The sequence below is a fragment of the Streptomyces sp. NPDC029151 genome (assembly GCF_055564315.1).
In genome coordinates, this window is record NZ_JBVHWQ010000005.1 from 494,655 (window position 1) to 520,583 (window position 25,929).

Sequence of the window (25,929 nt, forward strand, 5' to 3'; positions counted from 1 at the left end):
AAAAGGAAAAAAAAAAAAAAAAAAACCACCCACCCCCAACACCCCCCCCACCCCCCCCCCCCCCCCCCCCCCCCCCCCCCCCCCCCCCCCCCCCCCCCCGCCGCATGTGGGCTTGGTGCACCCGACGCGGCAGACCGACTTCGAGTGCCGTTCTCCCGGCCGCGCGGCCGCCCCGGCGGGGCACCGTGGACCCGCGGTGATCCGGACTCCGGTCCGCTCCCCTCCCCCGCTGATCAGTTCGGGTTGTCGCCATGGGTCAGGGTCTCCCAGGCGACGAAGAGGTTGTTGCTGCCGGCCGGGCGGTTCTGTCCGGTCAGGGCCTGCGTGTTGGTCATGGCGATGCCCAGGCGGTTGTGCAGGGCGTTGTAGCCGACCTCGGTGACCGGGCCCAGCCCCCGCTTGACGGATCCGCCGCACAGCCAGCTCGGGACGGCGGCGCCCAGTTCGTACTTGGCCTGGAAGCCGAGCGCCTGCCGCAGTCGCTCGCCGACGTCCGTGCCGTACAGGTCCTGGCCCTGGATCCGGCTGGTCTCGGCGACGTGCGAGATGGCGGAGATGCCGTAGCCGGTGTGGGTGAAGTCGCGGCAGGTCTCCTGGGTGAGGCCGGTGACGAAGGTGGACTGGCCCTGCCAGTAGGAGACGATCTTGTCGCGGGTGTCGAGGTTCTGGCTCGGTACCGTCTTCGGCAGGTCGCCGTCGGAGGCGAGGTAGACGTACGCGGCGGTGCGGGTGCGGAACCTGGCCATGGCCGTGTCGTACGACGCCTTGTCCTCCAGGAAGACGGAGATGCCGACGGCCGCCTCCGTCATCGACAGCTCCCAGTTGCCGTTGGAGTTCGAGCCGTTGATGATCTCGGGCAGGTAGACGTTGCGGAGCATGGTCGCGAAGCGGCCGGAGTTGGCCCAGGCGCCGGTGTACGTGTACTTGATGATCTCGGCGGCCTTCGGCCAGGAGGAGCCGGCCCAGCCCGTCTGCAGCGGCGCGTTGCTGTTGGTGTGGTCCCGGAGCACGGCGGACCAGGCGTCCATCAGCTCGATCGCCTTCTTGGCGTAGCGCTCGTCGCGGGTGATGTACCAGGCGAGCGCGTCGGTGTAGGCCGCGATGGCGTCCTCGCGTTCGTCGGTGCAGCCGTAGTTGGGGTTGGAGTACGAACCGCACTCGACCACGGCGCGGGGCTTGGGCGTGCGGCTGAGGCTCGCGTACGGGCTCGCCGTCATCTGGTCGTAGGCGCTCTTCCAGGGCTGCGCGCCGGCGAGCACCTTGTCGCGGGTGAAGTCGAGTTGAGCGCGGGAGACGGTGACGCCGGGATGGGCGAAGGCCGCGGGTGCCGCCTCCGCCCGCTGGGCTCCGGGCCAGGAGAGCAGTCCGGCGCCGAGCAGGGCGGTGGCCGCCGTGAGGGCGAGAGCGGAACGCGGGGACTTACGGCGGCGCCGGGTGGGCATGTCCTGCATCTGATCCGTCCTCATATGTGAACGCTATACGGCTAGTTGAACGGGCGAGTTGAGCGAGACCATAGGTACGGACCAGCAGTGCGTCAAGGGGGTGGGAAGCGGCCTCCGTTTCCGGTGCCCTCCGGGGCGGTTGACCTTCCTGGCCACTTCCTGCACGGTGCACCGTGGTGGACACCCCTCCCCGCCGGGTGGCGCCGTCGCCGGCCGCCCGGTATCCCCCGCCTCCGACCTCAAGGGGCCGCCCTCATGCCGATGCCACCAGCCGTACTGCGGCTCGCCGTCACCGCCGCCGGCCTCCTGCTCACGACCACCACGGCCACCACGAACGCCCCGGCCTCGACTGCCGGTCCGGCCGCCACGGCCGGCGTGGCCTCCGCCGCCGTGCCCCCGCGCTCCGCCGTCGCCGGAGTCGCCGCCGACACGGCGGACCAAGTCACCTGGTCCGCCCCGCTGTCCACCCGGGGGCGCTACGTCGTCGACGCCCAGGGCAACCGCTTCCGGATGAAGGGCGCCAACTGGGACGGCGCGCAGGGCTCGTGGACGGGCACCGGCAGTGCCGCCGACCCGGCCAACCATCACGCCGGGCAGGACTCCCACGGCATACCCCTCGGCCTCGACCGGGTACCGCTCACCCAATTACTCGACGACTTCCACCGATTGGGGATCAACACCATCCGGCTTCCGTTCTCCGGCGAGATGATCCACGCCACGGCTCCCGTACCGGACGGCGCCGTGGCGGCCAACCCCGAGCTCCGGGGCCGGACACCGCTGGAGATCTACGACACCGTGGTCGACGCGCTCAGCCGGAGCGGGTTCGCCGTGGTACTCAACAACCACACCGTCACCTCCCGGTGGTGCTGCGGCATCGACGGCAACGAACGGTGGAACAGCGGACAGTCCACCGCGCGGTGGGCGGACGACTGGGTGTTCATGGCCCGTCGCTACGCCTCCGTCCCGCGCGTGGTCGGCGCCGACCTGTACAACGAGGTCCGGCGTGACGTGCTGGACGACCCCAACTGGGGGCTGGGCGACGACCACGACTGGTACGCCGCGGCCCGGCTCGCCGCCGACCGCATCCTCACCGAGGGCGACCCGCGCCTCCTCATCGTGATCGAGGGCATCAACTGGACCGGTGTCCCCGTCGACGGGCTCCCGCACGGACGGCCGGTGCTCACTCCCGCCCGCACCCTGTCCCACACCCTCGTGGACCCCCGCAAGCTGGTCTACTCCGCCCACTTCTACGGCTACACCGGCCCGCACCACAGTGGCGCCACCGGCATCGGCGAGACCCACGACCCCCGTTACCAGGACCTGTCCCCCACGGAGCTGGCCGCGGCCCTGGACGACGAGGCGTTCTCCGTGGAGGAAGGCGGCCGGCACCACACCGCCCCCGTCTGGGTGAGCGAGTTCGGCATCGGTGCGAACGAGACGAACCCCGCCGCCCGGGCCTGGTTCGGCCATATCGTGGACTACTTCGCCGAGCACGACGCCGACTTCGCGTTCTGGCCGCTCGTCGGCTTCGAGGGCCACGACGACTGGGCGCTGCTGCGCTACGACAGCGCGGGGCACCGCTCGGGCATCCTCGACCCCGGCGACTGGCGCGCCACCGCATGGCAGCGCCTGATGACCGCGCCAGGCAGGACCGGTCCCGTGGCGTCCGTTCCGCTCTGGCGCATGCTCAGCACCGACCACGGCGACTCGGTGGCGTCGCTTCGCGTACGCGGCACGGGGGACTGGGACCCGGGAGCGTTCAAGGCCGCATGCCCCGACGGCACACGACTGGCCGGGCTGGGCCACACCGGCGGGCGCGGCCTGTGCACCGACGCCGGCACCGGCGATCTACGGGCCCCGGACGCGCGCCAGACGGTCGTCACCGACGAGCGGTACGTGCCCGCCGGCGGCGACTGGGCGTCCGGCTACACCAAGTACCAGTGTCCGGCGGGTCAGTTCCTGATCGGGTACAGCCTGCGCGGCGCACGCGTGTCGGCGGCGCTGTGCGCGCCGGCGCGGACAGGGCCGGCGGCTGCGGGACGTACGGTCTGGTTCGACCGGTCCGACAACCGCCCCGCCGACGCGGCCGGCGGGGACTTCGCGTACGGCGCCTACAAGGGCCAGTGCGGGGCGGCCGAGTACGCCGCCGGGATCGCCTTCACCACCCGCCTGGGCAGCGGCCCCGGCCCCGCGGCCCTGCTCTGCCGGACGCTGCCCTGACGGCCGGGAGCGCCAGCGGGGGCCACGGCCCGGGTGGTGACGGCTGCCGTGGCCGGTGCGGAGGACCCCGTACGCAGTGGGCTGCCGCCCCGGGCCCCGGACCCCGTCACGGCCGGCGGCGCGCAGTGCGGTCGGGCCGGCCGGCCGGTGGGGGGACTCGGACGGGCGCGGGCCCGACGGTTTCCGGCGGTGGGCGGCGTGCCGGGGCACGACATCTGCGGCCTCGGGGAACATCGGTACAGCGGTTATCGGTGAGAACGATCATGGCCGGTGGAGTCGATGAGCGCGCACGTCGCCTCGACCTGTGGCCGGCTTCGCAGAAGCAGTGAGAATGCCCCTGAACAAGCGGGCGACGGCTGTCTTCGCCTGCGGGTTGTGCAGACATCCCCGCAGAGCGCTTGACCTTACCCTCAAGGGCAAGGTTTAGCGTTCTTCGAGGTGAGAGGCATGCGGATCGGTGAGCTGGCCCGGCGAGCGGGTGTGACGACCAAGGCGGTGCGCTACTACGAATCGCTGGGGCTGCTCGCGCCGGTGCGGTTGGCCAACGGCTATAGGGACTACGACGAGCACGACGTACGGCTCACGCAGGAGATTCGGGCACTGTGCCGCCTCGGCATCCCTGTCGAGGCGACACGGCCGTTCCTGGAATGCCTGGCCCTGGGGCACCGGCACGCGGACGACTGTCCGGCCGCGCTGGCCGGGTACCGGGACGCCATTGATGAGCTCACGCAGCGGATCGAGAGCCTCACCGCCCGCCGGGCGGTGCTGGTGGCGCACCTGCACGAGGCCGCTCATCGCAACAGCCGCTTCTCACCGGCCAACGGAGAGGAACCGATGACCGACTACACGAGCCTGCCTGCCGATCTGCCCGTTCCCGAGGACGACGGCGCTGCTGCCCACCTGCGCGGGGCGAAAATGCCGCAGCTGGAGCTCCATGCCACAGACGGCGCCACAATCAGCCTTGATGCGCTGGGTGCAGGTCGCACGGTGCTCTACATCTACCCGCTGACGGGCCGCCCTGGTACCGATCTACCCGAGGGCTGGGACTCCATCCCCGGCGCCCGTGGCTGCACCGCCGAGACATGCGGCTTCCGCGACCACCACCAGGACCTGCTCGCGGCCGGCGCGACCCAGGTGTACGGCCTCTCCAGCCAGGACAGCGACTACCAACGTGAGGTCACCGAGCGGCTCCGCCTCCCGTTCCAGATGCTGTCCGACCCCGCATGGAGCTTGGCCCAGGCACTGGGCCTTCCCACATTCACCGCAAGTGGGCTGACGCTGTACAAGCGGCTCACGCTGATCATCAAGGACAACGTGATCGAGCACGTTTTCTACCCGATCTTCCCGCCAGACAAGCATGCCGACCACGTCCTGGCCTGGCTCAGCGACAACGCCCACCGGTCTTGATACATCGGGTACAGCTATTGGCGATGATCATGGTTCGGTCGGGACAAGGGCGCTGACCCGGTTCTCGTATTCGCGGCGGGCCATGCGCTGTGCCGGGACGGTCGGGGCGCCTTGAGTGCCGTCGAGGGGTTGGCAGCGGGCGAGGAGCTGGCGGTGGACTGCCGGGGTGGCGCTGACCCGCAGGGTGTAGCCCTGACCGCGCCGCACGGTTACGCCGTGGTCGAGCGCGGCCAGCTCGGCGTCGCCCATATCGGCGGCGCGGAGGAAGTCGGCGACCTTGCCCGGCATGTCGAGGGTTTCCGGCAACCCCGGGGCGGGGCCGCCCTCCTCGATGGCCGTGTGGTCGGGCATGAGGTCAGCCACGGCTGTGCGGATCGCGCCGCGGCTGACGCCGTGCTCGCGGGCGAGGGCCGCGATCGAGCGGCCCTCCAGGTAGGCGGTGCGGACGGCGTCGGTCTTCGCGGCCGCCACGGCCGGGCGGCGCCCGCCTCGCGTTGGAGGCGCGCTGGAGTTCGCCAGCGGCGGCGAGGGTCTGCACCGTGGACTTCACGGTGGACAGCAGCTCTCCGGTGCGCGGGTGGCGGGCGGTGAGGTCCATGCTGGAGAACGCGCCGTCGTGAATGCGCAGGGCGAGGCGGTCGCGGTGGAGGACGTCGAGCACGTCGAGGATATGCCCGGTGCCGCGCACCAGACGGAACATCTCGGAGATGTGCACGGTGTCGCCCGGCCGCGCGTACGTGAGGAGCTCGCCAAACTTCGGCCGCTGGAGCGGGTGGAGGCGGCTGGAGGTGCCGGCCTCCTCCTCGAAGACCACCGGGTCGTCGATCCCTGCCTCGGCCAGGACGAGGTTCTGCCGGTCGGTCGACACCCGCTTCTAGACGAGATTGGCCACGCTCTTCCCCCGCTCCTGTCGGCGCATCGGACCTCGGGTGTCATCTAACCCTGTCGTCAACCCTCATCGGATCTCATTGGATCTGAGCTGTTGTCAGGCCCCCGAATCTCCGGGTTCATTGGACGCCCGCCAGCCCTGTCGTCATTCGTTCGTTTGCCGACAGGGGCAGATGCTTCCTCCGACGGTTCAACATCGGTCTCTTACGGGCCTCAGACGTGGAGCTCTGGCGGGAAGCCGGTCCAGCGGAGCTCGGCGGGGAGGTGACCGGTGTCGTTGAAGAGGAGGACCGCGGGGGGACGGTCGGGTGTGTAGCGGATGACGGTCAGGGCCGCGTTGGCATGGTTGATGCCCAGCCATCGCCACTTGGGCGCGTCAAGGGCGGCTCGGATGAGCCAGCCGACGAGGAAGTTGTGGGTGACGACAAGCTCATGCCGCGGTTCGTCTCCGACGACAGTCCCTGTGAACTCTGCAAGTGCCGCTGCGGCAAGCCCGGGGCCCTGCTCGCGTTCCTCGACCGTGAACTGACGCAGGAACTCGATCCAGGCGTCCGCTGCCTCCGGCGGCAGCTCCTCGCGTGTCGGCAGGTAAGGGAGGTAGTCGCCGGCCGCTTCGGAACGACGGCAGGGAACTCCGTCGAGCTGCTCACCGACCACCCGGGCGGTCTGTTCGGCACGGGCGAGAGGGCCGTGGTGGATCGCCGCCAGCGGAACCCCACGGAGCCGCTCCCCCAGCAGGGCAGCCTGGCGGCGGCCCGCATCCGTCAATTCACTCTCATCCGGCGATGCCTCGCCGTGACGGGCGAGATAGAGGTAGCGGGCGGCCGTACCGGTCATAGATGCGTCCTTCAGCGAAGTCGATCTTGCGGACTCATGGAAGGACGCCGACCTACGCGGACCGGTTCCCACGAGGGGGAGAGTCGGGCCTCAAGCCGATCAACGCGTTGCACGGTCTGCACGGCGTGTCTTGATCCTCGCCGCCGTCGTCCTCGTCCAGCTCCGGCGCGTCCGGATCGCGCAGCGGTCGCAGGGCACCGGCGGCCGGGACGCTGGCGGTGAAGCCCTAGCGGCCGAGCAGGTTCAGGTTGCGGTGCTTGAGCGGGGACAGGCGGGCGATGTCCTCTTCCTGGATCTCGTGTCCCTCGGCCTGGAGCTGGGCCACAGCGGAGGGGGCGGGGATGGGCGGAGGGGCTTCCTGGTAAGCCTCGGGAGGCTCGCCGACGTAGGTCGCGGTGGAGGCGGTTGCGGTGTCGGCGACCGTCCGGCGGGAGTGGCAGCCGCCGGCGATGGTGTGACAGGGCGGCACGGGCTTCCCGGTGCGCGCCGCACGGGTCACTGGTAAGGCCCCTCCCCGCCCAGGGCAGGTCATCCGGGCGCCGGAGCCGGGCTCGCCCGCAGATGTCCCCTCTGGTGCAGGCGTGCGAGCAGCGCGGCGCAGCCGAGCCCGGTCGTGGCCAGGACGGCCCACGGCAGCCAGCGCACCCCGGTGTCGAAGAGCGCCCCGACGGCGAGGTTGCCCAGCGAGACCGCGACGCCGGAGGCGGTGTTGTAGGCGCCGTAGTAGGTGGCGACGAGCCGGTCTCCGGAGAGCCGTACGACGGTGTCCATCTCGAAGGGGTACAGCAGCGCCCCGCCCCAGGCGAGCAGGACCGCGCACAGCGTCAGCGCGACGGCCCCGGCCGGGGCACCGGGTGACCGGGGCAGCAGCGGCAGGAAGGCGGCGCCCATCACGGCCAGCCCGCAGGCGACGGCCTGCGGGCCGGTCAGGGTGCGCTGGGCCCACGCGGTCAGCTTCAGCTGGCCCGCGAGTGCGGCCAGCGCCGAGGCGGCGAAGACCGCACCGGTGACCGGTCCGGTGCGGTCGCCGAAGAGTGCGCGGGCGTACAGCGGGAGGGCGAGATAGACCTGGAAGGACAGGACGTAGGAGCCGCTCATGGCGGCCGCGAAGAGGAGGAAGGGGCGGTTGGCGACGACGGAGCGCCAGTCGGCGACGACCGCCCGCCAGACGGGTCGGCTGTCGCGGCCGACGGGCCCGGTGCCACGGCCGGTGGGTTCGCCGTTACGGTCGGCGGGTTCGCCGTCACGACCGGCGGGTGCGCCATCACGACCGAAGGGTTCGCTGTCACGGCCGACCGGTTCACCGCCGCAGACGACGCCTTCGCTGTCACGGCCGACCGGTCCACCGCCGCAGACGGCGCGCTCGCTGTCACGGCCGGCGCGTTGACCGTCGTAGTGAGCGAGTTCGCTGTCCCGGCCCGGGGGCTGACCGACCCGGCCGAGGAGTTCGCCCTCACGACCGAGAGGTTCGCCGTCGCGGCCGGGGTGTTGACTGTCACGGTCGACAGGTTCGCTGCCGCAGCCGACGGGCTCGCTGCCGCAGTCGGCGGGCTCGCTGGCACGGCCGGCGGGGGGACGGGCGGGCAGGGCGTGGGACTGCAGGACGGCCAGGGCGCCGAAGATGAGCGCCGCGGCCGCGCAGACTGCGCTGAAGTCCCAGGCCAGCAGGGCGAGTCCGGCGAGCGGGCCGACCAGGATGCCCGCCTGGTAGAAGACGTTGAACGCGGCGAACGCCGCCACCCGCCGTTCCTCTCCGGCGTCCGCCGCGAGATACGCCCGTACGGCCGGGTTGAACAGCGCCCCCGCCAGACCGGTCAGCGCCGACGCCGCCACCAGGGCGGGCAGGGAGCCGGCCACCGCCAGCAGGGTGAAGGCGACCGCTCGCAGGGCGCACCCGATCAGGATCATCGGCTTGCAGCCGTAACGGTCGGCGAGAGTACCGCCGACGAGGAACATGCCCTGCTGGGAGAAGTTGCGGACGCCCAGTACCAGTCCCACCGCCCAGGCCGCGAGGCCGAGGCCGTGGGCCAGATGGTCGGCCAGATAGGGCATGAGCATGTAGAAGCCCAGGTTGATGGCGAACTGGTTCACCATCAGCAGGCGGGCCGGCCGGTCGAAGGAGGCCACCTGGGCCCACAGCCGCCTCACCGGCTCCCCGCCTCCGCTCGCGTCCCCGCCTCCGCCTCCGCCTGGCAGATTCCTGACCCCTCCTGGACTCCCGCCCTCACCCGCGCCTCCGCCGCCGCCTCCGCCTCCGCCTCCGCCCAGACCCCACCCTGAGCAGCCTGATCCCCCGTCCCCGCCCGGATCACGCTCCCGGCCCGGACCGCCTCCTCCGGCCGGACCTCCTGTGCCACTGCCTTCCCCTGGCCGCCCGCCACCGCTCGGTCCCCCGCCTGCACTCGAGCCTCGGCCCGGCCTCCCGCCCCCACCTGGTCCCCTTCCTTCGTCCGAACCCCCGCACCCCTTGGAACTCCACCGGCGGCCGGGGTCCCCGCCCCCGCACCAGTGGCGGCCTCCCGGTCACGCGCCTTCCCCCGCACCCGCGCGAGCGGATCGCGGACTCGGCCGCACCGGGTCCACCGGGTCACCCGGCGTGCGTCCGGCTCGGTGATGTCGTCCGGTTCGGGCGGTGGTGTCCGGCCCAGGAGGCCGTGTTCGTGGCACCAGGTGTCGTCGTAGACCGTGCCCAGGTAACGGTGCGGACCGTCGGGGAAGATCGCGGCGATCCTGGTGCCGGCGGGGTGGGTGCGCGCCGCCCACCCGGCGACCAGCGCCACCGCTCCGACGCTCCAGCCGCCGGAGACGTAGTGGCGGCGCGCGAGTGCGCGGCAGGCCCAGACCGCCTCGGCCGGCGCGACCCAGTGGACCTCGCCGAAGGCCGCGTAGTCGACGTTCTCCGGATGGATGCTGGACCCGAGGCCGCGCATCAGTCGCGGCCCCGTCGGCTGGCCGAAGATCGCCGAGCCGACCGAGTCCACCCCGATGAGCGTCAGCCACGGGAAGGTCTCCCGCAGCACGGCGGAGACCCCGGCCGAGTGCCCGCCCGTACCGACCGCCGTCACCAGCACGTCCACGCGGCCGAGTTGGGCGATCAGCTCGGCGGCCAGCGGCCGGTAGGCGGCGACGTTGTCGGGGTTGCGGTACTGGTCCGGGCAGTACGCGCCCGGCGTGCGGGCCAGGAGCTCGGCGACCCGGGCGCGGCGCGCCTCCTGCCAGCCGCCCTCCGGGTGCGGCGCGGCGACCTGGACGACCCGTGCGCCCCGCGCGGTGAGCAGGCGGGCCACGGCCGGTTCCATGCCCGGGTCGGTCACGACGGTCACCGGGTGCCCGAGGGTCAGTCCGGCCAGGGCGAGGCCGAGCCCGAGCGTCCCGCTGGAGGACTCGACGATCGGAGCGCCCGGCGCGAGTTCACCGCGTCGGCGGGCCTCGCGGACCATGTGCAGGGCGGGCCGGTCCTTGAGACCGCCGGGGTTGGCGCCTTCCAGCTTGGCGTGGAAGCCACGGCCGGGCGGGGCGAAGGGTTCGTCCACCCACAGGACGGGGGTGTCGCCGACGAGGTGGGCGGCGCGCCGGGCGGTCCGGCGACGGGAGGCGCGGCTGGCGACGGGTTCGGGCAAGTGTGCGGGCAGGGAGAGGTGCATGGGCGTACGGCTCCTTCGCGCCCGGCGGCTGTACGGCGGGCGCTGTGCTAGGGGGGCAGGGCGCGCGGGTAGGCCTCGGACGGGGGACTCTCGTCGCCGACCGGGTCCGGGGCGTGCGGGCGCGGGCCTACTGCCGCAGCACGCAGACGACAGCCAGTGAGGGGCCGTTCCGGCAGGGACGGGGGGTGCCGGGCGGCCTGCGCCGGGCGGTGTCCGTGGAGCGCCTGTCCGCCACGCCGGTGTGGAGCGGCTGGTCCGCCTCGTCGCCGAGCCCGACGTGGTCCAGGGCGGGGCGCGGGCGGTCCGCCGTGTGGTCGGCGTGTCCGTCGGCCGCGTGCCGGTGTTGCGGAAGCGGCTGGGCCGCACCCCCGCCGCCGGTGCCGTCCGCCACGGGCGGAACGAGCGGCGCCACGGAGGCGGTCGTGTCCGGACCGGTGAAGGAGCAGGCGTGCACCGCGCCGCAGAGGTGGGCGGAGATCACCAGCACCAGCCCCACGAGGAGCGCGGCGCGACGGCAACGCCTTGGGCGCCCGCCCGTACTGCCCCATGACCCGATCACATGCACAGAGTAATCATGAGGTGACGCACTGTCATAACGTCGTAGGTCGCAATCGTCCGACCGGGGGCCGCTCGATCATCACCGCGCCACGCGACGCCGTCCTCCTGCACCAGGCCATCGGCAGCGCCTGCCCGCTCCTCGGCCGGGACACCCTGGCCGGCCGGGCGGGCGGGACGCGAGACCGCGCGGACGCTGTACGGGGGAGGCGTCCGCGCGGTCGTTCGGGGGGCGGTCAGCTCGTCGCGCGGACCGCCTCGCGGATCAGGTCGGCGACCTCCTTCGGCCGGGAGACGGCCACCGCGTGCGAGGCGCCCTCGACCTCCACGACGGTCGCGCCGGCCCGCTTCGCGCCGAAACGCTCCACCTCCGGGTTGATCGCGTTGTCCGCACCCGCCACCAGGGCCCAGGACGGCTTGGTCCGCCACGCGGCGGCGGAGGCCTTCTCCTCGAACGCCGCGGTCGCGAGCGGGCGCTGGGCCGCCGCGAGGACCTTCGTGACCTCCGCGGGCAGGTCGGCGGCGAACACCGACGGGAAGGCCTCCTCGGCGATGGTGACCTCGACGGCGGGGTCCGCGCCCTCGACCGGGTACGTCCACTGCCTGAGGTTGGCCACCAGCGGCGAGAGCGGGAAGCGCCCCTGGAGTTCACCGAGGCTCTCACCCTCTTCGGGAGCGTACGCGGCGACGTAGACCAGACCGACGACGTTCTCCGTGACACCGGCGACGGTGATGAGCGCACCGCCGTAGGAGTGCCCGACCAGCAGCACCGGGCCGTCGACCTGGGCGGCGACCGAGGCGACGTACGCGGCGTCGGACGCCAGGCCGCGCAGCGGGTTCGGCGGAGCGAGCACGGCGACGCCGTCGCGCTGCAGTTCCTCGACGACCCCGGACCAGCCGGCGGCGTCGGCGAAGGCGCCGTGGACGAGGACGACGGTGGGAGTGGAGGTGGTCATGTGTGTCGTTCCCCTCCGGATCAGGCGGTGTGCAGGGCCGCGTGGAGCGTGCGGACCGCCATGGTGATGGCGGCCTCGGCGGCGTGGGTGCCGCGCAGGGCGTCGAGCATCACGAAGTCGTGGATGATGCCCTGGAAGCGGACCGCGGTGACCGGCACTCCCGCCTCGCGGAGCTTGTTGGCGTACGCCTCGCCCTCGTCGCGCAGCACGTCGGCCTCGCCGGTGATGACCAGGGCCGGCGGCAGGCCACGGAGCTGCTCGGTGGTGGCGCGCAGCGGGGAGGCGGTGATCCGGGCCCGCTCGGCCGCGTCGGTGGTGTACTGGTCCCAGAACCACTGCATGCCGTCACGGCGCAGGAAGTAGCCGGTGGCGAACTGGTGGTACGACGGGGTGTCGAAGTTCGCGTCCGTGACCGGGTAGAACAGCACCTGCTGCACCAGCGGGATTCCTCCGCGCTCCTTGGCCATCAGCGTGAGGGCGGCCGTCATGTTGCCGCCGACGGAGTCGCCGGCCACGGCCAGCCGGGAGCCGTCCAGTCCCTTGGACGCGCCCTCGTCCACCACCCACTTGGCGACGGTGAAGTTCTGCTCGATGGCGACCGGGTAGCGGGCCTCCGGGGAGAGGTCGTACTCGGGGAAGACGACGGCGGCCTGGGCGCCGACGGCGAGTTCGCGGACCAGGCGGTCGTGGGTGTGGGCGTTGCCGAAGACCCAGCCGGCGCCGTGGATGTAGACGACGGCCGGGAGGGTGCCGGTGGCGCCGGCGGGCTTGACGATGCGCGCTCGGACACTGCCGGTGGGGCCGCCCTGGACGGTGATCCACTCCTCGTCCACGGCCGGCTTGTCGATCGCGCCGGACTGCACCTCGTCGACCGCCTTGCGGCCCTCGGCCGGGGCCAGGTCGAACAGGTAGGGCGGGTTGGCGGTCGCCGCCGCGAACTCGGCCGCCGCGGGTTCCAGCACCGGGTTCACCGGCTCCTGGGCGTCAGACATGGAGGGCTCCTGTGATCACGTAGGGGACGCCGGTCGTTCCGGCGGACGACCCGGATCGCCGTGCTGGGCACTCCGGCGCCGCTGACCGCCACCGTACGTCCGCCGTCCGCCCGGCAGTTGACCGTCAGCGCACGCCCGGAGTCCTCACAGCGCACGTCGGCCTCCCGCCCCGGACCAACGCGGGACTGCTGATCCTCCGGGTGGTGGCGGGGCTGCTCATCGCCGGCCACGGGGTGCAGAAGGTGAGCTTCCGGCTCGGGGGCCACGGCTTGGCAGGCGGAACGGAGGAGTTCCGGCACGACGGGTTCCGCGGGGGCCGGCTGACCGCGGTCGTCGCGGGCGCCGGCCAGATCGGGGCCGGCCTGTTCCTGACCGCCGGTCTGCTCACGCCGCTGACCGCGATGGCCGCCATGGGCGTGATGACGGTCGCGGGCACCGTCAAGTGGCCCAAGGGACTCTGGGTGCAAAAAGACGGCTACGAGTACCCCCTGGTCCTCGTCGTCGTCTCCGCGGCGCCGGCCCTGACCGGGCCCGGCCGCTGGTCGGTGGACCACGCGCTGGGTGTCACCCCGTGGCCGGCGTGGGTCGCGCCCGCCGCGATCGTGATCGGCCCGGTCAGCGGGCTGCTGACCCGCCTGGTGCTGCACCGGGCCCCCACGGCGACGGAAGGGAAGATCCATGCGCGGCCTGCTGACTGACGCGCTCCGTACGCTGGCACCGCCCAGGGGGACCGCCATGGCCCGTTGGCGCCGCTGATGCTGACCCTGACCCTGGTCACCGGACCGTCGACGCGGTGAGTTACCTGGCGCTGGGGCACGTCTTTGTCGCCAACATGACCGGCAACGTGGTCTTCCTCGGGTTCGCGCTGGGCGGCGCGGCGACGCTGTCCGCGCTCGCCTCCGTCGTCGCGCTGACGGCGTTCCTGCTCGGCGCGCTGACCGGCGGCAGGCTCGGCACCCGGCACGCCGGGAACCGCGGGCGGTTGCTGACGACGGCCACCGCGGTGCAGACGGCTCCGGTCGCCGTCACCGTCGTCGTCACGGCGGTCGCCGACGGCCGGGGCGGCGCCGGGGTCGAGTACACGCTGATCGTGTGCCTGGGACTCGCGATGGGGCTGCAGAACGCGGTCGCCCGGCGCCTCGGCGTCCCGGACCTCACCACGACCGTGCTGACGCTCACCCTCACCGGTCTCGCCGCGGACTCGTCCCCGGCGGGCGGGACGGCGCCGAGGCCCGGTCGCCGGATCCTGTCGGTGCCGGCGATGCTGCTCGGCGCCCTCGCCGGAGCCGGGCTCGTCCTGCACGGCCACCTCGTGCTCACCCTGGCCCTGTGCCTGCTGCTGGCGCTGACCTCCGTGGTGACGCACCGGCTGTCCGCCTCCGGCGCGGCCTGGACCCGGCCGCCGTCCTGAGGGACGGGCCACGGTCAGCCTGCCCGGCCCGGGCTGCCCCGCTTCCGGAGGTGCCCGGACCGTCTTCGGGGGCGGTCCGGCGCCGAGGTGTCCGGACCCACCGCAGGTTGCGGATCGATCTCGGCGGCGCCCTCGACGGCGTTTCTTCTCCGGCCCGGCAGCGGCCTACCGTGAGGACCAGCAGCGGTCCACCGTGAGGACGACAGCGGGCGCCTCGCCCGGACAGCGCCCCCGGTCCTTCACCAGCCCCGGCCGACCCCGGCACGATACGGCTTCCTCGGTCGACAGCCGGGCGAGCAGGGTGTGCGGCGCCGGCGGAGGTCCGGCAGGTTCGCCGCCGACCCGGCTTACGGCCCCGGGGACCTGACCGCCGGCCGTGCCGTCCACGCTGCGCGGCGAGCCGTGGGCTCTCTCGGGCGACGGCCGTTTCCGGCGCCGGTTGCCGACGCAATGGTCGGCTGTCGCCGCGTGGCCGTTCTCCGACAATGCCCGCCCTCCCTCAATGCCCGCCCACGGAATGCGGACGCTCCACGCACACCTCGGCCGCCGGTCCGCCAGGACCGGCGGCCGGGGTGTGGTGAGGTCAGGCCGGTTCGGTGTCCAGCCGGCGCAGGACGTCGGGTGTCACGTCGTCGACGAGGCCGGCGAACTCCTCGGTGGAGGGCCGGTTCACCGGATGTCCTTCCCGGGGTGACGCGGCGGATTCCCGCGCGGCGTCATGGTCGCGTGGGGCAGTACGGGCGCGGGCAGACGGTCTCCCGGATATCCCTCGACGGCGCCGAAGCGATCGGAGGAGTTCTGCCATTCCTCGCGCGCCCTGACGATGTCCTCATGGCTGCGGCCGATGAAATTCCACCACATGACGATCTCCTCCTCGAAAGGCGTTCCGCCGAGGAGGACCGCTCGCGCCGCGCCGTCCGACTCGTTGGTGAGGGTCAGGCTGCGGGGGCCGGGGTGGACGTAGCCCAGCTGGGCGGCGTCGAGGACGGCGTCCGCGATCCGCACGGTTCCCTGGTCGACCAGGAGTCCGTGCTCGAAGCCGGGGTCCACGGCGAGCGTGACGGCCGCGCCCGGGGCGAGGACGATCTCGGCTCCGAGCAAGGGGGTGAAGGTCGGAACCGGGGAGGCGGAGCCGGCGAGGGACCCGAGGAAGACGCTGATCTCGGCGCCGTCGGTGCGTACGGGCTCGGGAACGTAGTGCCGGAAGTCCCGCGGGGCGGCCCGGTGCTCCTCCGGCAGGGCCACCCACAGCTGGACGCCGTGCAGGACGGTGGTGCGCGGGGTGGAGACCTCGGAGTGGCTGATGCCGTACCCGCCGGTCATCAGGTTCAGCTCGCCGGGCCGTACGAAGGCGTGGCTGCCGAGGCTGTCGCGGTGCTCGATCTCCCCGCTGAAGAGCCAGCTCACGGTCTGCAACCCGGTGTGGGGGTGCGGGGCGACGTCCATGCCGCCGGTCCGGGACACGTCGTCGGGGCCGTAGTGGTCGGCGAAGCACCAGGCTCCGATCAGGGTCCGGGTCCGCTGCGGCAGCGTGCGCCGCACGGTCATCGCCCGGGGGCCGCCCAGCGGGACGTCGCGCGGGGTCAGTACCTCGACCCGGGGCGTACGGTCCGCCTGCGCGTCGTCCACCGCCGTGCCGCAGCGCACTTCGACGGGCTCGGTTTCGACATTGCTCATCGGGGGCCACCTCTCCACCCGGACGGGGTTCTCCCGAACCAGTCACGGGGTTCTCTCCACCCAGTAATTGTTCTATATTCAACCATCATGCGTCCGGGTCCGCCCGGACACATGGCGGCCTGCTCGCGACTTCCTCTTCGGACCACGACCCGTGCGCTCGTCGGCAAACCGCTCCGCCGGCCCCGCCGTACGGTCGTCACCACCTCAGGGCCCGCGGAAGACGGGCCGGCACACCGAACCGCAACCGCCGCAGGCAGGGGGCCCGGATGAGACACGATCCCGCGGGGACCGCGGACCGAGATCCGATCGTATGCAGGACGAGCGTCCGTGTCGCCGTCACCGGCGAACCACCGGTGCCACTGACCGCCGAACTCCGGTACTCGGCGGCGGACCCCTACGCGGTCCGCCTGTCCCTCGGCGCGCCCCACGCCCGTTCCGTCGACTGGGTCTTCGCCCGGTCGCTCCTCGCCCAGGGGCTGACCCGGCCCACCGGGACCGGAGACGTCGTGGTCTTCCCCGAGCGACGGCGGAGTCCGGACACGATCCGCATCCTGCTCCGGACCCACGCCGGTGCGGCGCTCCTGGAGATCGCCGGCTCCGCCGTCACCTCCTTCCTGCACCGCACCCACGCCGTGGTGCCGCCGGGCACCGAAGACCGCCACCTCGACGTGGACCGCGTCGTCGAGCAGCTCATGGCAGGCAGCGAATGACCCGGCCGGTGCGCTGACAAGCACCGGCCGGTGCGCTGACAAGCACCGACGTGTGCGCTCCCGGGCCATGCGCCCGGTGTTGCAGCCCCTAGCGTCGACCGCGTACGCACAGCCCGCCGTCCGCAGGAGGCACTTCATGACCACTGGCACCAAGCCCCCGACCAGCCAGCCGTGGCTGCACCAGAAGGGCGCGGTCATCCAGGAGTTCGGAACCGTCAAGCAGTTCCCGCTCGCCCTGTCCTACGAGGCGCGCATGTACTCCTCCCAGCGCCTGAACAAGGTGCTCGCGGACACCCAGACCCTCTACGGCCTCTACAAGAAGCACCACTGGATCATGCGGGGCGCGACCTTCCACCAGCTTCACCTGCTCCTGGACCAGCACGCCGGTGCCCAGCTGGAACTCGTGGACGCCCTCGCCGAGCGCGTCCAGACCCTGGGCGGCGTGGCGGTGGGCGATGCCCGGCACGTCGCCGAGATCACCTCGATCCCGCGCCCGCCGGACGGCGTCGAGGAGGTCCCGGCCATGCTCTCGCGGCTGCTGGAGGCCCACGAGACCATCCTGACCGACGCCCACGACGCGGCCGCCCGGGTCGCCGAGCTGGGCGACGACGGCACCAACGACCTGCTGGTCTCGCAGGTCATCCGCACCGGCGAACTCCAGGCCTGGTTCCTGGCCGAACACCTGGTGGACACCCCGCTCGTCCGCTCCTGAGCCCTGTGGGGGCCGCCGGCGGCGGAGGGGGCGGGTGTCCGCGAGGCCGACGTCGCCGGGGCGTCTCGCCGGGCGGTTGCCGGCGGCTGCCGGCACCGTGCCGCTCGACGGCACGCCGGTGCGCGAGGTACCCCGACGGACCGCCGCCGGGACGGTCACGCCGGTCGAGGGCGACGACGCCGGACGCGGCGGTCTCGGCCGTCGCGGGCCTCGGTCATGGACGGGAACCGGGCTGACGGTCACGGCCGGGCCGACGCCGCCGCCCGGTCGGCACGGGACAGCAGGCGGCGGCGTCGGCGGGGTCCCCACACCAGCTCGGCCAGGACGAGGGCGGCCACCAGCCACGAGGCGGCCGCCTCACCGGTGGAGCCGGTCAGGGTGTCGAGCACGGCCAGGGCCCACATGAGCGCGGTCACGAGCAGGACGGCCCAGCGGGGCAGCCGATCCTCCGCCGCCGCCCTGTGCAGCGCGGCGGCGTACCCGACGACCGAGGGCGCCAGCCGGGGGTCGTCGACGGCCTCGCCCCGCCGGGTGGCGCGGACCACGGCCGCGCGGTCGGCGCCGCTCAAGGTCCGGGCCTGCGGCCAGAGGCGGTCCATGCGGCGCGCCGTCCGGATCCCGGAGAACAGGCCCGGCACGAGCAGGGCGACGGCGGCGCCCCACCACGACCCGGACTCCAGGAGGACGAAGGCCCCGCAGAAGACACCGGCGGCGAGACCCGCGCCGACACCCCGGCCCACCGGCCCCCGCTCCCACATCCGGCCCGGAACGAGAATCACCGGTCCACGGTGGCCGGTGTCCCGCCGGGAGGCAATCACCGCACCGGCACGTCGGCCCCGGCACACGCGCGCGGCCCACCGGAAGGCACGGCCTGTGCGGGCTTGGCGCGGCGAAGGCAGGGGTGTGCGGGCTCGGCGTGGCGTCCGCCGCGTGTCACCGGTGTCAGAGGCCGCTGCTCCCGTGGGGCCGCCCGGTGCGGGTGGCGCCGAAGCCGGTCTCGTGGTCCCAGACCTCAGTGCAGGAGGGGCACTGGAGGTGGAGCAGGCTGCCGGTGTTGGAGAGGAGGTAGCGCCAGTGGTCCCGGCACCTCCGGCCCTCCCGGCAGGTGGGGCAGTCCCGGTGGTCCTGGCAGTGCGGACAGGTCACCCAGGCGCGGCGCCCGATGTCCGCCTGGGGGTCAAGCGGAAGCACGGCCGCTCCCCCGGCGCGGGAGGACACCGGCCGCCACGAGGATGTCGTGGATCCGCTGCTGTTCCTCGTCGAGGCCCGAGTACAGCAGGTCGTACGCCTCCTCCTCGCCTCGCATCGCCTCGGCCGGGTCCCAGTCGGCGCCGAGCGCTTCCATCACGTGGGCGCGGCGGGTCATCTCGTGGCTGGTGAGATCCACGGCGAAGTGCATCGGCTCGGCGGGAGGTGCGGTGTCATGGTCGGACATATGACCGAACTTAGGTACATCTTTCGGTCACGCCAAGGGCCCGTGGGACACCTCACACCGGGCGCCGCGCCCGGCTCCCCGTACTCACGGTCGTACCCCTGGTCTCACGGATTCACGTGATGTGGTGGGCGGGCCGCGCTGGCACGGTGTGTCCGGACGACGCACTTGCCGAAAGATGGAGCTCATGTCGCCGCAGTCACCGGCACCGGAAACCGACATCCCGGGCAGTCTCTACACCACCGAGACGGTCCCCGCCCACCGGCGGCGGGCGTACTGGCGGGAGGTCCTGTCCCAGACCTTCGGCGCCGTGGACATGGGGGTCCCCGACGAGATCGGGTGCGGCACGATACGCGCGTCGCCGCTGGGCCCGGTGCAGGCGGTCACCGTGGACGGCGATCCGCTGCGGGCCCTGCGGACCCGGCGGCTCATCGCGGGCAGCGACAACGACGACCACGTGGTGGTGAAGCTGCTGAGCAGAGGGGTCGCCCGCATCGAGCAGGACACCCGGGAGGCCTACGTACGGCCGGGCCAGCTGTTCGTCTACGACATGGCCCGCCCCGTCCGGCTGACCCTCCCGGAGCGCTTCCGCACGAAGTCCCTCGTACTGCCCCGGCAGGTCCTGGGGCTGAGCGAGTCGGAGCTGCGCCGGATCACGGCGACCCCCCTGGGCACCGACTCGGCACTCGGCGAGCTGCTGACGCCGTTGCTGTCCCGGCTCGTGGACACGGCGGGATCGTATCCGCGGCGGACGGGCGAGCTGATCGCCCGCAATGTCGTGGACCTGGTGCAGACCCTGGCCGAGGAGCGGCTCGGCCGGACGGGCACGGACACCCCGGACGCCGCCCGGATGTCCCTGGTGCGGATCCGGGCGTACATCGACCGGCACCTCGCGAGCCCGGATCTGACACCGGACGCCATCGCCCGTGCCCACCACATCTCCGTGCGCTATCTGCACAAGCTGTTCGAGCCGGAGGAGATCACGGTCAGCCGGTGGATCCAGCAGCGCCGGCTGGAGCGGTGCCGCCGGGACCTGATCCGGCGGGAGTCGGCGAACCTGACCGTCGCCGCGGTGGCCCACCGCTGGGGTTTCGCCAGTGCCTCCCACTTCAGCCGGGTGTTCCGGGCCGCCTACGGGGTCTCCCCCGCCGAGTGGCGCGCCTCCGGCACGCACCGCCCGGCCTGACGCCGCCTGCCTCGTCGCGCGCACACGCCCGCCGGCATGTCCCGCGTCGCCCCGCCCGGCACGCCCCGCGTCATGCGTCCGCCGGCATCCCTCGCGTGGTCCCGCCCAGCCGGCACGCACCGCGCCACCCCGTCGCCCCGCTGTCCCGCGCCACCCCGTCGGCCCCGCCTGTCCCGCGCCCTCCCCCGAGACGGCCCGCACCGTCCCCGGTCATGACCTGGGTCACTCACCACCCCTTCCGCATATGCGCTGAGCTGCCGTTCTTGCCATAGTGGCCTCCGGGCGCCGGCGTAACGGGCGCGTGCGGACAGGGAGGACCCGAGTGGCGGGGGCAGGCGGACCGCTGTCCCGGAGCGGTCTGCGCGGACGGGAGGGTGAACTCGGACAGCTGCATGCGCTGATCGACTCGGTGGCGCACACCGGAAGCGGCGCACTGGCCCTGATCCGCGGGGAACCCGGCATCGGCAAGACCACGCTGCTCACCGAGGCCGTCGCCCGGGCCGCCGCGGCGGGCTTCTCCGTCGGTCTCGGCAAGGCCGACGAACTGCACCACATCGTGCCGCTGTCCTCGTTGGCGGCCTGTGTCCTGCACGGCGACCGGCCGCTGCTGTCCGGCGACGCCCTGGTCGACCTCGCGCGCCGTGACGACCAGCGGATCCGGCTGGTGGAACGCCTGGCGGAGATGATCGAGGAGCGGGCCGGCGGCATGCCGGTGCTGATCGCCCTGGACGACGCGCAGTGGGCCGACCCGCTCAGCCGGTTCGCCCTCCGCCAGCTGCCGGGCCGGCTGCGGACCTCGCCGGTGTTGTGGCTGCTCACCGAACGGCAGGGCGTCGACGGGCCGGCGGAGGAGATCGTCGCGGCCGTACGGGAGGACCTCCCGGTGCTCACCGTGTCCCTGGGCCCCCTGTCCGGGGCTGCCATCGGCCGGCTCGCCGGCGACGCCCTGGGCGCCGCCGCGGACGAGCGGGTGCGCGAGCTGCTGGCGGGAGCCGGCGGGAACCCGTTCCTCGCCGTCGAGATGCTCGCCGGACTGCGGACCGCCGACACCACCGGTGAGCCGGTGCCCCCGGGGCTGGTGACGGGCGTACGCGGCAGGCTCGGCTCCCTCCACCCCGAGACGCTGCGCTTCCTGCAGATGGGCGCGGTACTGGGACGCGGCTTCGGCTTCCGTGACGCCGCCGCGCTGTGCGGCCGGCCGTCCGTCGCGCTGATCCCGGCCCTGGAGGAGGCGGTGCGCGCGGGACTTCTGGACGACGACGGCGAGCAGTTGCTCTTCCGGCACGATCTGCTGCGCCAGGCGGTGTACGTGGACATCCCGCCCTCGGCCCGCAAGGCGCTGCACCGCGAGGCGGCGGCCCGGCTCGTCGCCGCGGGACACCAGCCGATCGACGTGGTGTCACACCTCCTGCGGGGCGCCGAGCCCGGGGACCGGGAAGCGGTCGCCCTGCTCCGGCGCGCGGCGGACGACGTGCTGGCGGTCACCCCCGGGCTCGCGGCCGACCTCGCCACACGGGCCCTGGACCTCGTACCGACGGCACGGCCTTTGTGGTTCGCCGTGGGCGAGCAGGCGATCGGCTGCCTGAGCCGGGCCGGCCGGAACCCGGAGGCGCTGGCGACGGGTGACCGGTTGCTGGCCTGCCGGCCGCCCGTGGAGACGGTCGGCCGGTTGCAGGCGGCCCTGGGCGGCACGCTGTGGAACATGGACCTCACCGACGAGTTGCTCCGCCGGACCGAGGGGGCCCTCGCGCTCGGGGGTGTCGCGCCGGAGGTGGGTGCGCGGCTGGCCGCCCTGCGGGCGCTGGCCCTGTCCCGGGCACACGACCTGGGGCCTGCGCGCGCGGCCGGGGAGGAGGCGCTGCGGGCCGCCCTCGCCGGCGGTGACCGGGAGGCCCATGTCCAGGCGTTGTTCGCGCTCGGGGAGATCGCGCTCAACGCGGGTGAGAACGCCGTCGCGCGGGAGCGCTTCACGGCACTGAGCGCCGTCGACCCCGCGTTCGCTCCCGAGGAGGTCGTCGCCTGCCAGCACATGGACGACTTCGCGACCGGCGAGCGGCTGCTGTCGAAGGCGGCGGACGGCGCCGGCGCGACGCGGGAGGTACTGCTGCTGTGGGCGCAGGGACAGCAGCACCTGGGGCTGGGCAGACTCGACGACGCCGACGCCGACTTCGTGACGATGGAGCGCCTGGAGGACGAGGTGCGGGTGCACGTCCAGCAGGTGAACGGCCGGGTGATCCGTTCCCGGATCGCCCTGTTGCGCGGCGACCGGGAGGCGGCGCGGGAACACCTGGCGGAAGCCCGCAGGAGGCTGGCGGTCAAACCGAACCCCGGCAACACGGCCGCGGTGCGCTTCCTGGAGGCGGTCCACGCCGAGGCCGACGGGGACGTCCGGCTCGCCGTCGACAGGATCCGCCGGGTGCAGGAGCAGGGCCCCTTCCTGCGCTGGCGGCTGCTGCGGACCTGGGTCCCCTCCGCGGTCCGGATGGCGCTGGCCGGCGCGGACCGGGAACTCGCCGAGGACCTGGCCGCGCAGGCGGAGGCTCACGCCGCGCGCAATCCGGCGGTCCCCAGCGCCACGGGTGTCGCGGCGCGGGCCCTCGGGCTGGTGCGCGACGACCTCGCCCTGCTGGAGCGCTCCGTCGCCCTGCTCCGGGCGGGTCCGCGCCCGCTGGTCCGGGCAGCGGCCTGCGCCGACCTGGGACGGGCGCTGCTCGCGGCGGGGCGGAAGACCGAGGCGGTGACCGCTCTGACCGAGGCCCGGTCCACGTTCGCCGCGTCGGGCGCGCCGGCCGCGGCGGCCCGCGTACAGCACGCTCTGCGGGCTGCCGGGGCCGACGGCCGCCGGGCGGCGGGCGGACAGCGCCCCGTCCAGGGCTGGCCGGCCCTCACCGCCTCGGAGAAGAAGGTCGCGCGCCTGGTCGCCGAGGGCCACAGCAACCGCCGGGCGGCGGAGTTGCTCGTAGTGTCCCCGCACACCGTCAACACGCATCTGACCTCGGCCTTCCGCAAACTGTCGGTCAACTCCCGGGTGCAGCTCGCCAACCTGGTGCGGGCGCTGCCCGACGACTGAGGGCGTTCGGTCTCGACGCCGGCGAATGCCTGCTGGACGTCACGACGCGTTTCCCGCCCGTGCCGGGCGCGGACGCCGTGTTCACCGAGTCCGTCCCGGCCCCTCCTCCGTACCGCCGAGCGGCGAACTGTCCATCCGCAGGGAGCACTTCGTCCGGGTGTACGCCGCCGACCTGTCCCCCGGCGTCACCCGCGTCCTCTCCGTGAGCCAACGCCCGCTCGCGCACAGCGCGCTGAGCGGTTGGCACGCCGTACCGCGCTCCCGGCCGCACGCCGTGGCGGCGATGATCCGGGCAGCGGCGGGCGGGGAACGGTGAGCGGGCGGGCCTTCGGTGAGCGGGGCGGAGGTCTTGGGTGAGCGGGGCGGGAGACGGGGCGGCGCCGTCCGAGCAGAAGATCTTCCAAGCGGTTGAATGCGATAGCATCCCAGGCCCGGGACCGGAACATGCCGGTATCGACCATCTCGCCGCACCCCTGGGTCGCCGGCACCAGACACCCCTCGGGAAGGCACCACCATGCGCTCAGCGGTCATACCGTCCTGGCGGCGGTTCACCGCTCTGGCCGGATCCGTCGCCCTGCTCCTGACGGCCGCCGGCTGCGGAGGAGGGACCGGCGCGGTGTCCGCCGACGGCAGGGTGACCTCGATCAGCGCCCTCGACTACTACACCGACACCACGGAACACGCGCAATGGGGCGCACGGCTGACCGCCTGCGGCAGGCGCGCCGGCGTCACCGTCGAACACCGGAGCGCGCCGGGGGCCTCGCTCGTCCCGCAGGTGCTGCGGCAGGCGTCCTCACGGACCCTGCCCGACCTGCTGATGCTCGACAACCCCGACCTCCAGCAGATCGCGCAGACCGGGGCGTTGACCCCGCTGGACGAGTACGGCGTCGACTCCGGCGGCTACGCCGAGGGCATCCGGTCGGCGGGCACCTACCGGGGCAAGGTGTACGGACTGGCGCCCACGGTCAGCACGGTCGCCCTCTTCTACAACAAGGACATGCTGGCCGAGGCCGGTGTCACCGTACCCAGGACCTGGGCCGAGCTGGAGAAGGCCGCCGCCGAGCTGACCCGGCCGGGACGCTACGGGATGGCGGTGGACGCCAACGCCACCTTCGAGGGCACCTGGCAGTTCCTGCCCTTCCTGTGGTCCAACGGCGGGGACGAGACCCGGCTGGACACCCCGCAGGCCGCCCAGGCCCTCCGGCTCTGGGCCGACCTGGTCAAGAGCGGATCCATGTCGCGGTCGGTGCTGAACTGGACGCAGGCCGACGTCCACGACCAGTTCGTCGCCGGCAGGACGGCCATGATGGTCAACGGCCCCTGGCGGATCTCCGAGCTGGACAGGGCCGCGAAACTGCACTGGGGCGTGGCCCCGCTGCCCGTCCGCCGTCTCGGGCAGACCCTGGTCACCCCGCTGGGCGGCGAGGTGTGGACGGTCCCGCGGAACCCGTCCGAGGCCCGGCGGAAGAAGGCCGCCCGGGTGCTGGCCTGCCTCAACGACTCCCGCACCATGCTCGCCCTGGCCGAGCAGTACCACACCGTGCCCTCCCGTACCGCGGTCGCCTCCCGGTACGCCCGGGAGGCCCCGTCGATGGCCGCCTTCGTGAAGAGCGTGGAGCGGGCGAGGGCCCGCACCGGCCGGCTCGGCACCCGGTGGCCCCGGGCGGCGACCGGGATCTACACCGCCGTACAGGCCGCGCTGACGGGTGAGCAGACTCCGCGGGAAGCACTCGGGCATGCGCAGCGGATCGCGACCCGCTCCTGACCGGCCCGCGGTCCGGGCGACGAGGCGGGCCGGAGCCGTGGAGCCGACGGCCCGGCGACTCCGCCCGGCCCCACGGCTGCGGGAGGGCGTCACCCGGTGGACCCCACGGCTGCGGGAGGGCGTCACCCGGTGGACCCCACGGCTGCGGGAGGGCGTCACCCGGTGGCTGTTCCTCCTGCCAGCCCTGGCGTACCTGGTGCTGTTCGTCGGCTGCCCGCTGGCCGAGAACGTCGTGATGAGCTTCCGGCGGTACTCGGTGACGACCTTCTACACCGGTCAGGCGCCCTTCGCGGGACTGCGGAACTACGCGACGGCCCTGCCCTCGGACCAGTTCCGGGAGGCCGTGCTCACCACGGTGGTGTTCACAGTCGGTTCGCTCGTCGGACAGTTCGTGATCGGGCTCGCCCTCGCCCTGTTCTTCCAGCGCAGGTTCCCGCTGAACGGCGTCCTGCGGTCGCTCCTGCTGCTGCCCTGGCTGGTGCCGCTGGTCGTCTCCGGGACGACCTGGAGGTGGATGCTCGACACGGACACCGGCGTGGTCGACCGCGCGCTGCGCGGCCTCCACCTGGTGTCCTCGGGCGTCCCGTGGCTGACCGGCACGTCGGAGGCGCTCGTGTCGGTGATCCTGGTCAACGTCTGGGTGGGCATCCCCTTCAACACCGCGATCCTGTACGGCGGTCTCCAGGCCGTCCCGGTCCACCTGTACGAGGCGGCGAAGCTGGACGGTGCCGGCCCGGTGGCGTCGTTCCGTCATGTCACCTGGCCGCTGCTGCGGCCGGTGGCCGGTGTGGTGCTGGTGCTGGGCGTGGTCTACACGGTCAAGTCGCTCGACATCATCCTGGTGGTGACGGGCGGCGGACCGGCCGACGCGACACAGACCCTGGCCACCCGGTCCTACGCGCTCTCCTTCCAGCAGTTCGACTTCGGCCGAGGCGCCGCCCTGGGCAACGCCCTCGTCCTCGTCTCGTTCGTCCTCGCCCTCGTCCACCTGCGTGCCGGCCGGCGCGCGGCGGACTCCTGAGCGG

The 25,929-nt window shown here is 73.3% G+C and carries 22 protein-coding genes and 3 pseudogenes; 11 read left to right on the forward strand and 14 right to left on the reverse strand.

Features of this window, described 5'->3' with window-relative positions; genetic code table 11:
* Nucleotides 1-233: 233 nt before the first annotated feature.
* On the reverse strand, nucleotides 234-1,451 hold the full coding sequence (locus ACZ4VF_RS21780; protein ID WP_467928000.1) for an alginate lyase family protein: 1,218 nt from the start codon (nucleotides 1,449-1,451) through the stop codon (nucleotides 234-236).
* Nucleotides 1,452-1,697: 246 nt separating this feature from the next.
* On the opposite strand from ACZ4VF_RS21780, the gene ACZ4VF_RS21785 reads away from it, so the two are divergent.
* Both ACZ4VF_RS21785 and ACZ4VF_RS21790 read left to right on the forward strand, forming a co-directional pair.
* Nucleotides 1,698-3,662: a glycoside hydrolase family 5 protein gene (locus ACZ4VF_RS21785; protein ID WP_467927854.1), complete on the forward strand. Its 1,965-nt coding sequence runs from the start codon at nucleotides 1,698-1,700 to the stop codon at nucleotides 3,660-3,662.
* 447 nt (nucleotides 3,663-4,109) lie between these two features.
* Nucleotides 4,110-5,069: a redoxin family protein gene (locus ACZ4VF_RS21790; RefSeq protein ID WP_467927855.1), complete on the forward strand. Its 960-nt coding sequence runs from the start codon at nucleotides 4,110-4,112 to the stop codon at nucleotides 5,067-5,069.
* Between the two features lie 27 nt (nucleotides 5,070-5,096).
* Here ACZ4VF_RS21790 and ACZ4VF_RS21795 read toward each other — a convergent pair whose 3' ends face one another.
* The 9 genes and pseudogenes from ACZ4VF_RS21795 to ACZ4VF_RS21835 form a co-directional block, all read right to left on the reverse strand.
* Nucleotides 5,097-5,432: a resolvase gene (locus ACZ4VF_RS21795; protein ID WP_467927856.1), complete on the reverse strand. Its 336-nt coding sequence runs from the start codon at nucleotides 5,430-5,432 to the stop codon at nucleotides 5,097-5,099.
* A complete protein-coding gene (locus tag ACZ4VF_RS21800; RefSeq protein ID WP_467927858.1) occupies nucleotides 5,425-5,937 on the reverse strand; it encodes a recombinase family protein in 513 nt (170 codons plus the stop codon). Before ACZ4VF_RS21800 ends, ACZ4VF_RS21795 begins: the two co-directional genes overlap by 8 nt.
* A gap of 233 nt (nucleotides 5,938-6,170) precedes the next feature.
* The gene (locus ACZ4VF_RS21805) at nucleotides 6,171-6,794 is read right to left on the reverse strand and encodes a histidine phosphatase family protein (protein WP_467927859.1); all 624 of its coding nucleotides are present in this window, start codon (nucleotides 6,792-6,794) and stop codon (nucleotides 6,171-6,173) included.
* Nucleotides 6,795-6,924: 130 nt separating this feature from the next.
* A pseudogene (locus ACZ4VF_RS21810) lies at nucleotides 6,925-7,125 on the reverse strand (hypothetical protein); the annotation flags it as partial.
* A 197-nt stretch (nucleotides 7,126-7,322) separates the two neighbouring features.
* The gene (locus tag ACZ4VF_RS21815) at nucleotides 7,323-8,942 is read right to left on the reverse strand and encodes an MFS transporter (protein ID WP_467927860.1); all 1,620 of its coding nucleotides are present in this window, start codon (nucleotides 8,940-8,942) and stop codon (nucleotides 7,323-7,325) included.
* Between the two features lie 371 nt (nucleotides 8,943-9,313).
* Nucleotides 9,314-10,438 (reverse strand): annotated as a pseudogene (locus ACZ4VF_RS21820) (PLP-dependent cysteine synthase family protein); the annotation flags it as partial.
* Nucleotides 10,439-10,565: 127 nt separating this feature from the next.
* Nucleotides 10,566-10,925: a hypothetical protein gene (locus ACZ4VF_RS21825; protein WP_467927862.1), complete on the reverse strand. Its 360-nt coding sequence runs from the start codon at nucleotides 10,923-10,925 to the stop codon at nucleotides 10,566-10,568.
* A 304-nt stretch (nucleotides 10,926-11,229) separates the two neighbouring features.
* Nucleotides 11,230-11,949 (reverse strand): alpha/beta fold hydrolase, encoded by a 720-nt coding sequence (locus ACZ4VF_RS21830; RefSeq protein ID WP_467927863.1) that lies wholly within the window; start codon nucleotides 11,947-11,949, stop codon nucleotides 11,230-11,232.
* 20 nt (nucleotides 11,950-11,969) lie between these two features.
* Nucleotides 11,970-12,941, reverse strand: coding sequence for an alpha/beta hydrolase (locus ACZ4VF_RS21835; protein ID WP_467927864.1), 972 nt, complete (start codon nucleotides 12,939-12,941; stop codon nucleotides 11,970-11,972).
* A 185-nt stretch (nucleotides 12,942-13,126) separates the two neighbouring features.
* Between ACZ4VF_RS21835 and ACZ4VF_RS21840 the strand changes: the two genes are divergently transcribed.
* Both ACZ4VF_RS21840 and ACZ4VF_RS21845 read left to right on the forward strand, forming a co-directional pair.
* Nucleotides 13,127-13,639 (forward strand): DoxX family protein, encoded by a 513-nt coding sequence (locus tag ACZ4VF_RS21840; RefSeq protein WP_467928001.1) that lies wholly within the window; start codon nucleotides 13,127-13,129, stop codon nucleotides 13,637-13,639.
* A pseudogene (locus ACZ4VF_RS21845) lies at nucleotides 13,620-14,352 on the forward strand (YoaK family protein). Before ACZ4VF_RS21840 ends, ACZ4VF_RS21845 begins: the two are co-directional and overlap by 20 nt.
* A 669-nt stretch (nucleotides 14,353-15,021) precedes the next feature.
* Here the strand turns inward: ACZ4VF_RS21845 and ACZ4VF_RS21850 are convergent.
* Nucleotides 15,022-16,029, reverse strand: coding sequence for a pirin family protein (locus ACZ4VF_RS21850; RefSeq protein ID WP_467927866.1), 1,008 nt, complete (start codon nucleotides 16,027-16,029; stop codon nucleotides 15,022-15,024).
* A gap of 266 nt (nucleotides 16,030-16,295) precedes the next feature.
* On the opposite strand from ACZ4VF_RS21850, the gene ACZ4VF_RS21855 reads away from it, so the two are divergent.
* Together ACZ4VF_RS21855 and ACZ4VF_RS21860 are read left to right on the forward strand one after the other, a co-directional pair.
* Complete coding sequence (locus tag ACZ4VF_RS21855; RefSeq protein WP_467927867.1) at nucleotides 16,296-16,739, forward strand: SsgA family sporulation/cell division regulator; 444 nt, start codon at nucleotides 16,296-16,298, stop codon at nucleotides 16,737-16,739.
* Between the two features lie 136 nt (nucleotides 16,740-16,875).
* Nucleotides 16,876-17,451 carry a Dps family protein gene (locus tag ACZ4VF_RS21860; protein WP_467927868.1) on the forward strand — a complete coding sequence of 192 codons (576 nt, stop codon included), beginning with the start codon at nucleotides 16,876-16,878 and terminating at the stop codon, nucleotides 17,449-17,451.
* A gap of 239 nt (nucleotides 17,452-17,690) precedes the next feature.
* On the opposite strand, the gene ACZ4VF_RS21865 is transcribed toward ACZ4VF_RS21860, so the two are convergent.
* The 3 genes from ACZ4VF_RS21865 to ACZ4VF_RS21875 all read right to left on the reverse strand — a co-directional run bounded on the left by ACZ4VF_RS21865 (nucleotide 17,691) and on the right by ACZ4VF_RS21875 (nucleotide 18,886).
* Complete coding sequence (locus ACZ4VF_RS21865) at nucleotides 17,691-18,230, reverse strand: hypothetical protein (RefSeq protein WP_467927869.1); 540 nt, start codon at nucleotides 18,228-18,230, stop codon at nucleotides 17,691-17,693.
* Between the two features lie 163 nt (nucleotides 18,231-18,393).
* Nucleotides 18,394-18,642, reverse strand: a complete 249-nt coding sequence (locus ACZ4VF_RS21870) for a hypothetical protein (protein WP_467927871.1) — start codon at nucleotides 18,640-18,642, stop codon at nucleotides 18,394-18,396.
* On the reverse strand, nucleotides 18,629-18,886 hold the full coding sequence (locus ACZ4VF_RS21875) for a DUF6400 family protein (protein ID WP_467927872.1): 258 nt from the start codon (nucleotides 18,884-18,886) through the stop codon (nucleotides 18,629-18,631). The genes ACZ4VF_RS21870 and ACZ4VF_RS21875 overlap by 14 nt, the downstream gene beginning before the upstream one ends.
* 184 nt (nucleotides 18,887-19,070) lie before the next feature.
* On the opposite strand from ACZ4VF_RS21875, the gene ACZ4VF_RS21880 reads away from it, so the two are divergent.
* From ACZ4VF_RS21880 to ACZ4VF_RS21900, 5 genes are all read left to right on the forward strand, one after another.
* Complete coding sequence (locus tag ACZ4VF_RS21880) at nucleotides 19,071-20,069, forward strand: helix-turn-helix domain-containing protein (RefSeq protein ID WP_467927873.1); 999 nt, start codon at nucleotides 19,071-19,073, stop codon at nucleotides 20,067-20,069.
* 322 nt (nucleotides 20,070-20,391) lie between these two features.
* Nucleotides 20,392-23,139 (forward strand): ATP-binding protein, encoded by a 2,748-nt coding sequence (locus tag ACZ4VF_RS21885; RefSeq protein WP_467927875.1) that lies wholly within the window; start codon nucleotides 20,392-20,394, stop codon nucleotides 23,137-23,139.
* Between the two features lie 157 nt (nucleotides 23,140-23,296).
* Nucleotides 23,297-23,455 carry a hypothetical protein gene (locus tag ACZ4VF_RS21890; protein WP_467927876.1) on the forward strand — a complete coding sequence of 53 codons (159 nt, stop codon included), beginning with the start codon at nucleotides 23,297-23,299 and terminating at the stop codon, nucleotides 23,453-23,455.
* A 198-nt stretch (nucleotides 23,456-23,653) separates the two neighbouring features.
* Nucleotides 23,654-24,904 (forward strand): sugar ABC transporter substrate-binding protein, encoded by a 1,251-nt coding sequence (locus tag ACZ4VF_RS21895; RefSeq protein WP_467927877.1) that lies wholly within the window; start codon nucleotides 23,654-23,656, stop codon nucleotides 24,902-24,904.
* A gap of 37 nt (nucleotides 24,905-24,941) precedes the next feature.
* Entirely contained in the window at nucleotides 24,942-25,925 is a 984-nt protein-coding gene (locus ACZ4VF_RS21900) for a carbohydrate ABC transporter permease (RefSeq protein WP_467927878.1), read from the forward strand.
* Nucleotides 25,926-25,929 lie beyond the last annotated feature (4 nt).

Bases quoted from the DNA above. Each gene is read 5' to 3' on its own strand.
- ACZ4VF_RS21780 (WP_467928000.1), bottom strand. From the start codon at position 1,451: ATGCAGGACATGCCCACCCGGCGCCGCCGTAAGTCCCCGCGTTCCGCT.
- ACZ4VF_RS21785 (WP_467927854.1), top strand. From the start codon at position 1,698: ATGCCGATGCCACCAGCCGTACTGCGGCTCGCCGTCACCGCCGCCGGC.
- ACZ4VF_RS21790 (WP_467927855.1), top strand. From the start codon at position 4,110: ATGCGGATCGGTGAGCTGGCCCGGCGAGCGGGTGTGACGACCAAGGCG.
- ACZ4VF_RS21805 (WP_467927859.1), bottom strand. From the start codon at position 6,794: ATGACCGGTACGGCCGCCCGCTACCTCTATCTCGCCCGTCACGGCGAG.
- ACZ4VF_RS21830 (WP_467927863.1), bottom strand. From the start codon at position 11,949: ATGACCACCTCCACTCCCACCGTCGTCCTCGTCCACGGCGCCTTCGCC.
- ACZ4VF_RS21835 (WP_467927864.1), bottom strand. From the start codon at position 12,941: ATGTCTGACGCCCAGGAGCCGGTGAACCCGGTGCTGGAACCCGCGGCG.
- ACZ4VF_RS21850 (WP_467927866.1), bottom strand. From the start codon at position 16,029: ATGAGCAATGTCGAAACCGAGCCCGTCGAAGTGCGCTGCGGCACGGCG.
- ACZ4VF_RS21855 (WP_467927867.1), top strand. From the start codon at position 16,296: ATGAGACACGATCCCGCGGGGACCGCGGACCGAGATCCGATCGTATGC.
- ACZ4VF_RS21860 (WP_467927868.1), top strand. From the start codon at position 16,876: ATGACCACTGGCACCAAGCCCCCGACCAGCCAGCCGTGGCTGCACCAG.
- ACZ4VF_RS21875 (WP_467927872.1), bottom strand. From the start codon at position 18,886: ATGTCCGACCATGACACCGCACCTCCCGCCGAGCCGATGCACTTCGCC.
- ACZ4VF_RS21880 (WP_467927873.1), top strand. From the start codon at position 19,071: ATGTCGCCGCAGTCACCGGCACCGGAAACCGACATCCCGGGCAGTCTC.
- ACZ4VF_RS21895 (WP_467927877.1), top strand. From the start codon at position 23,654: ATGCGCTCAGCGGTCATACCGTCCTGGCGGCGGTTCACCGCTCTGGCC.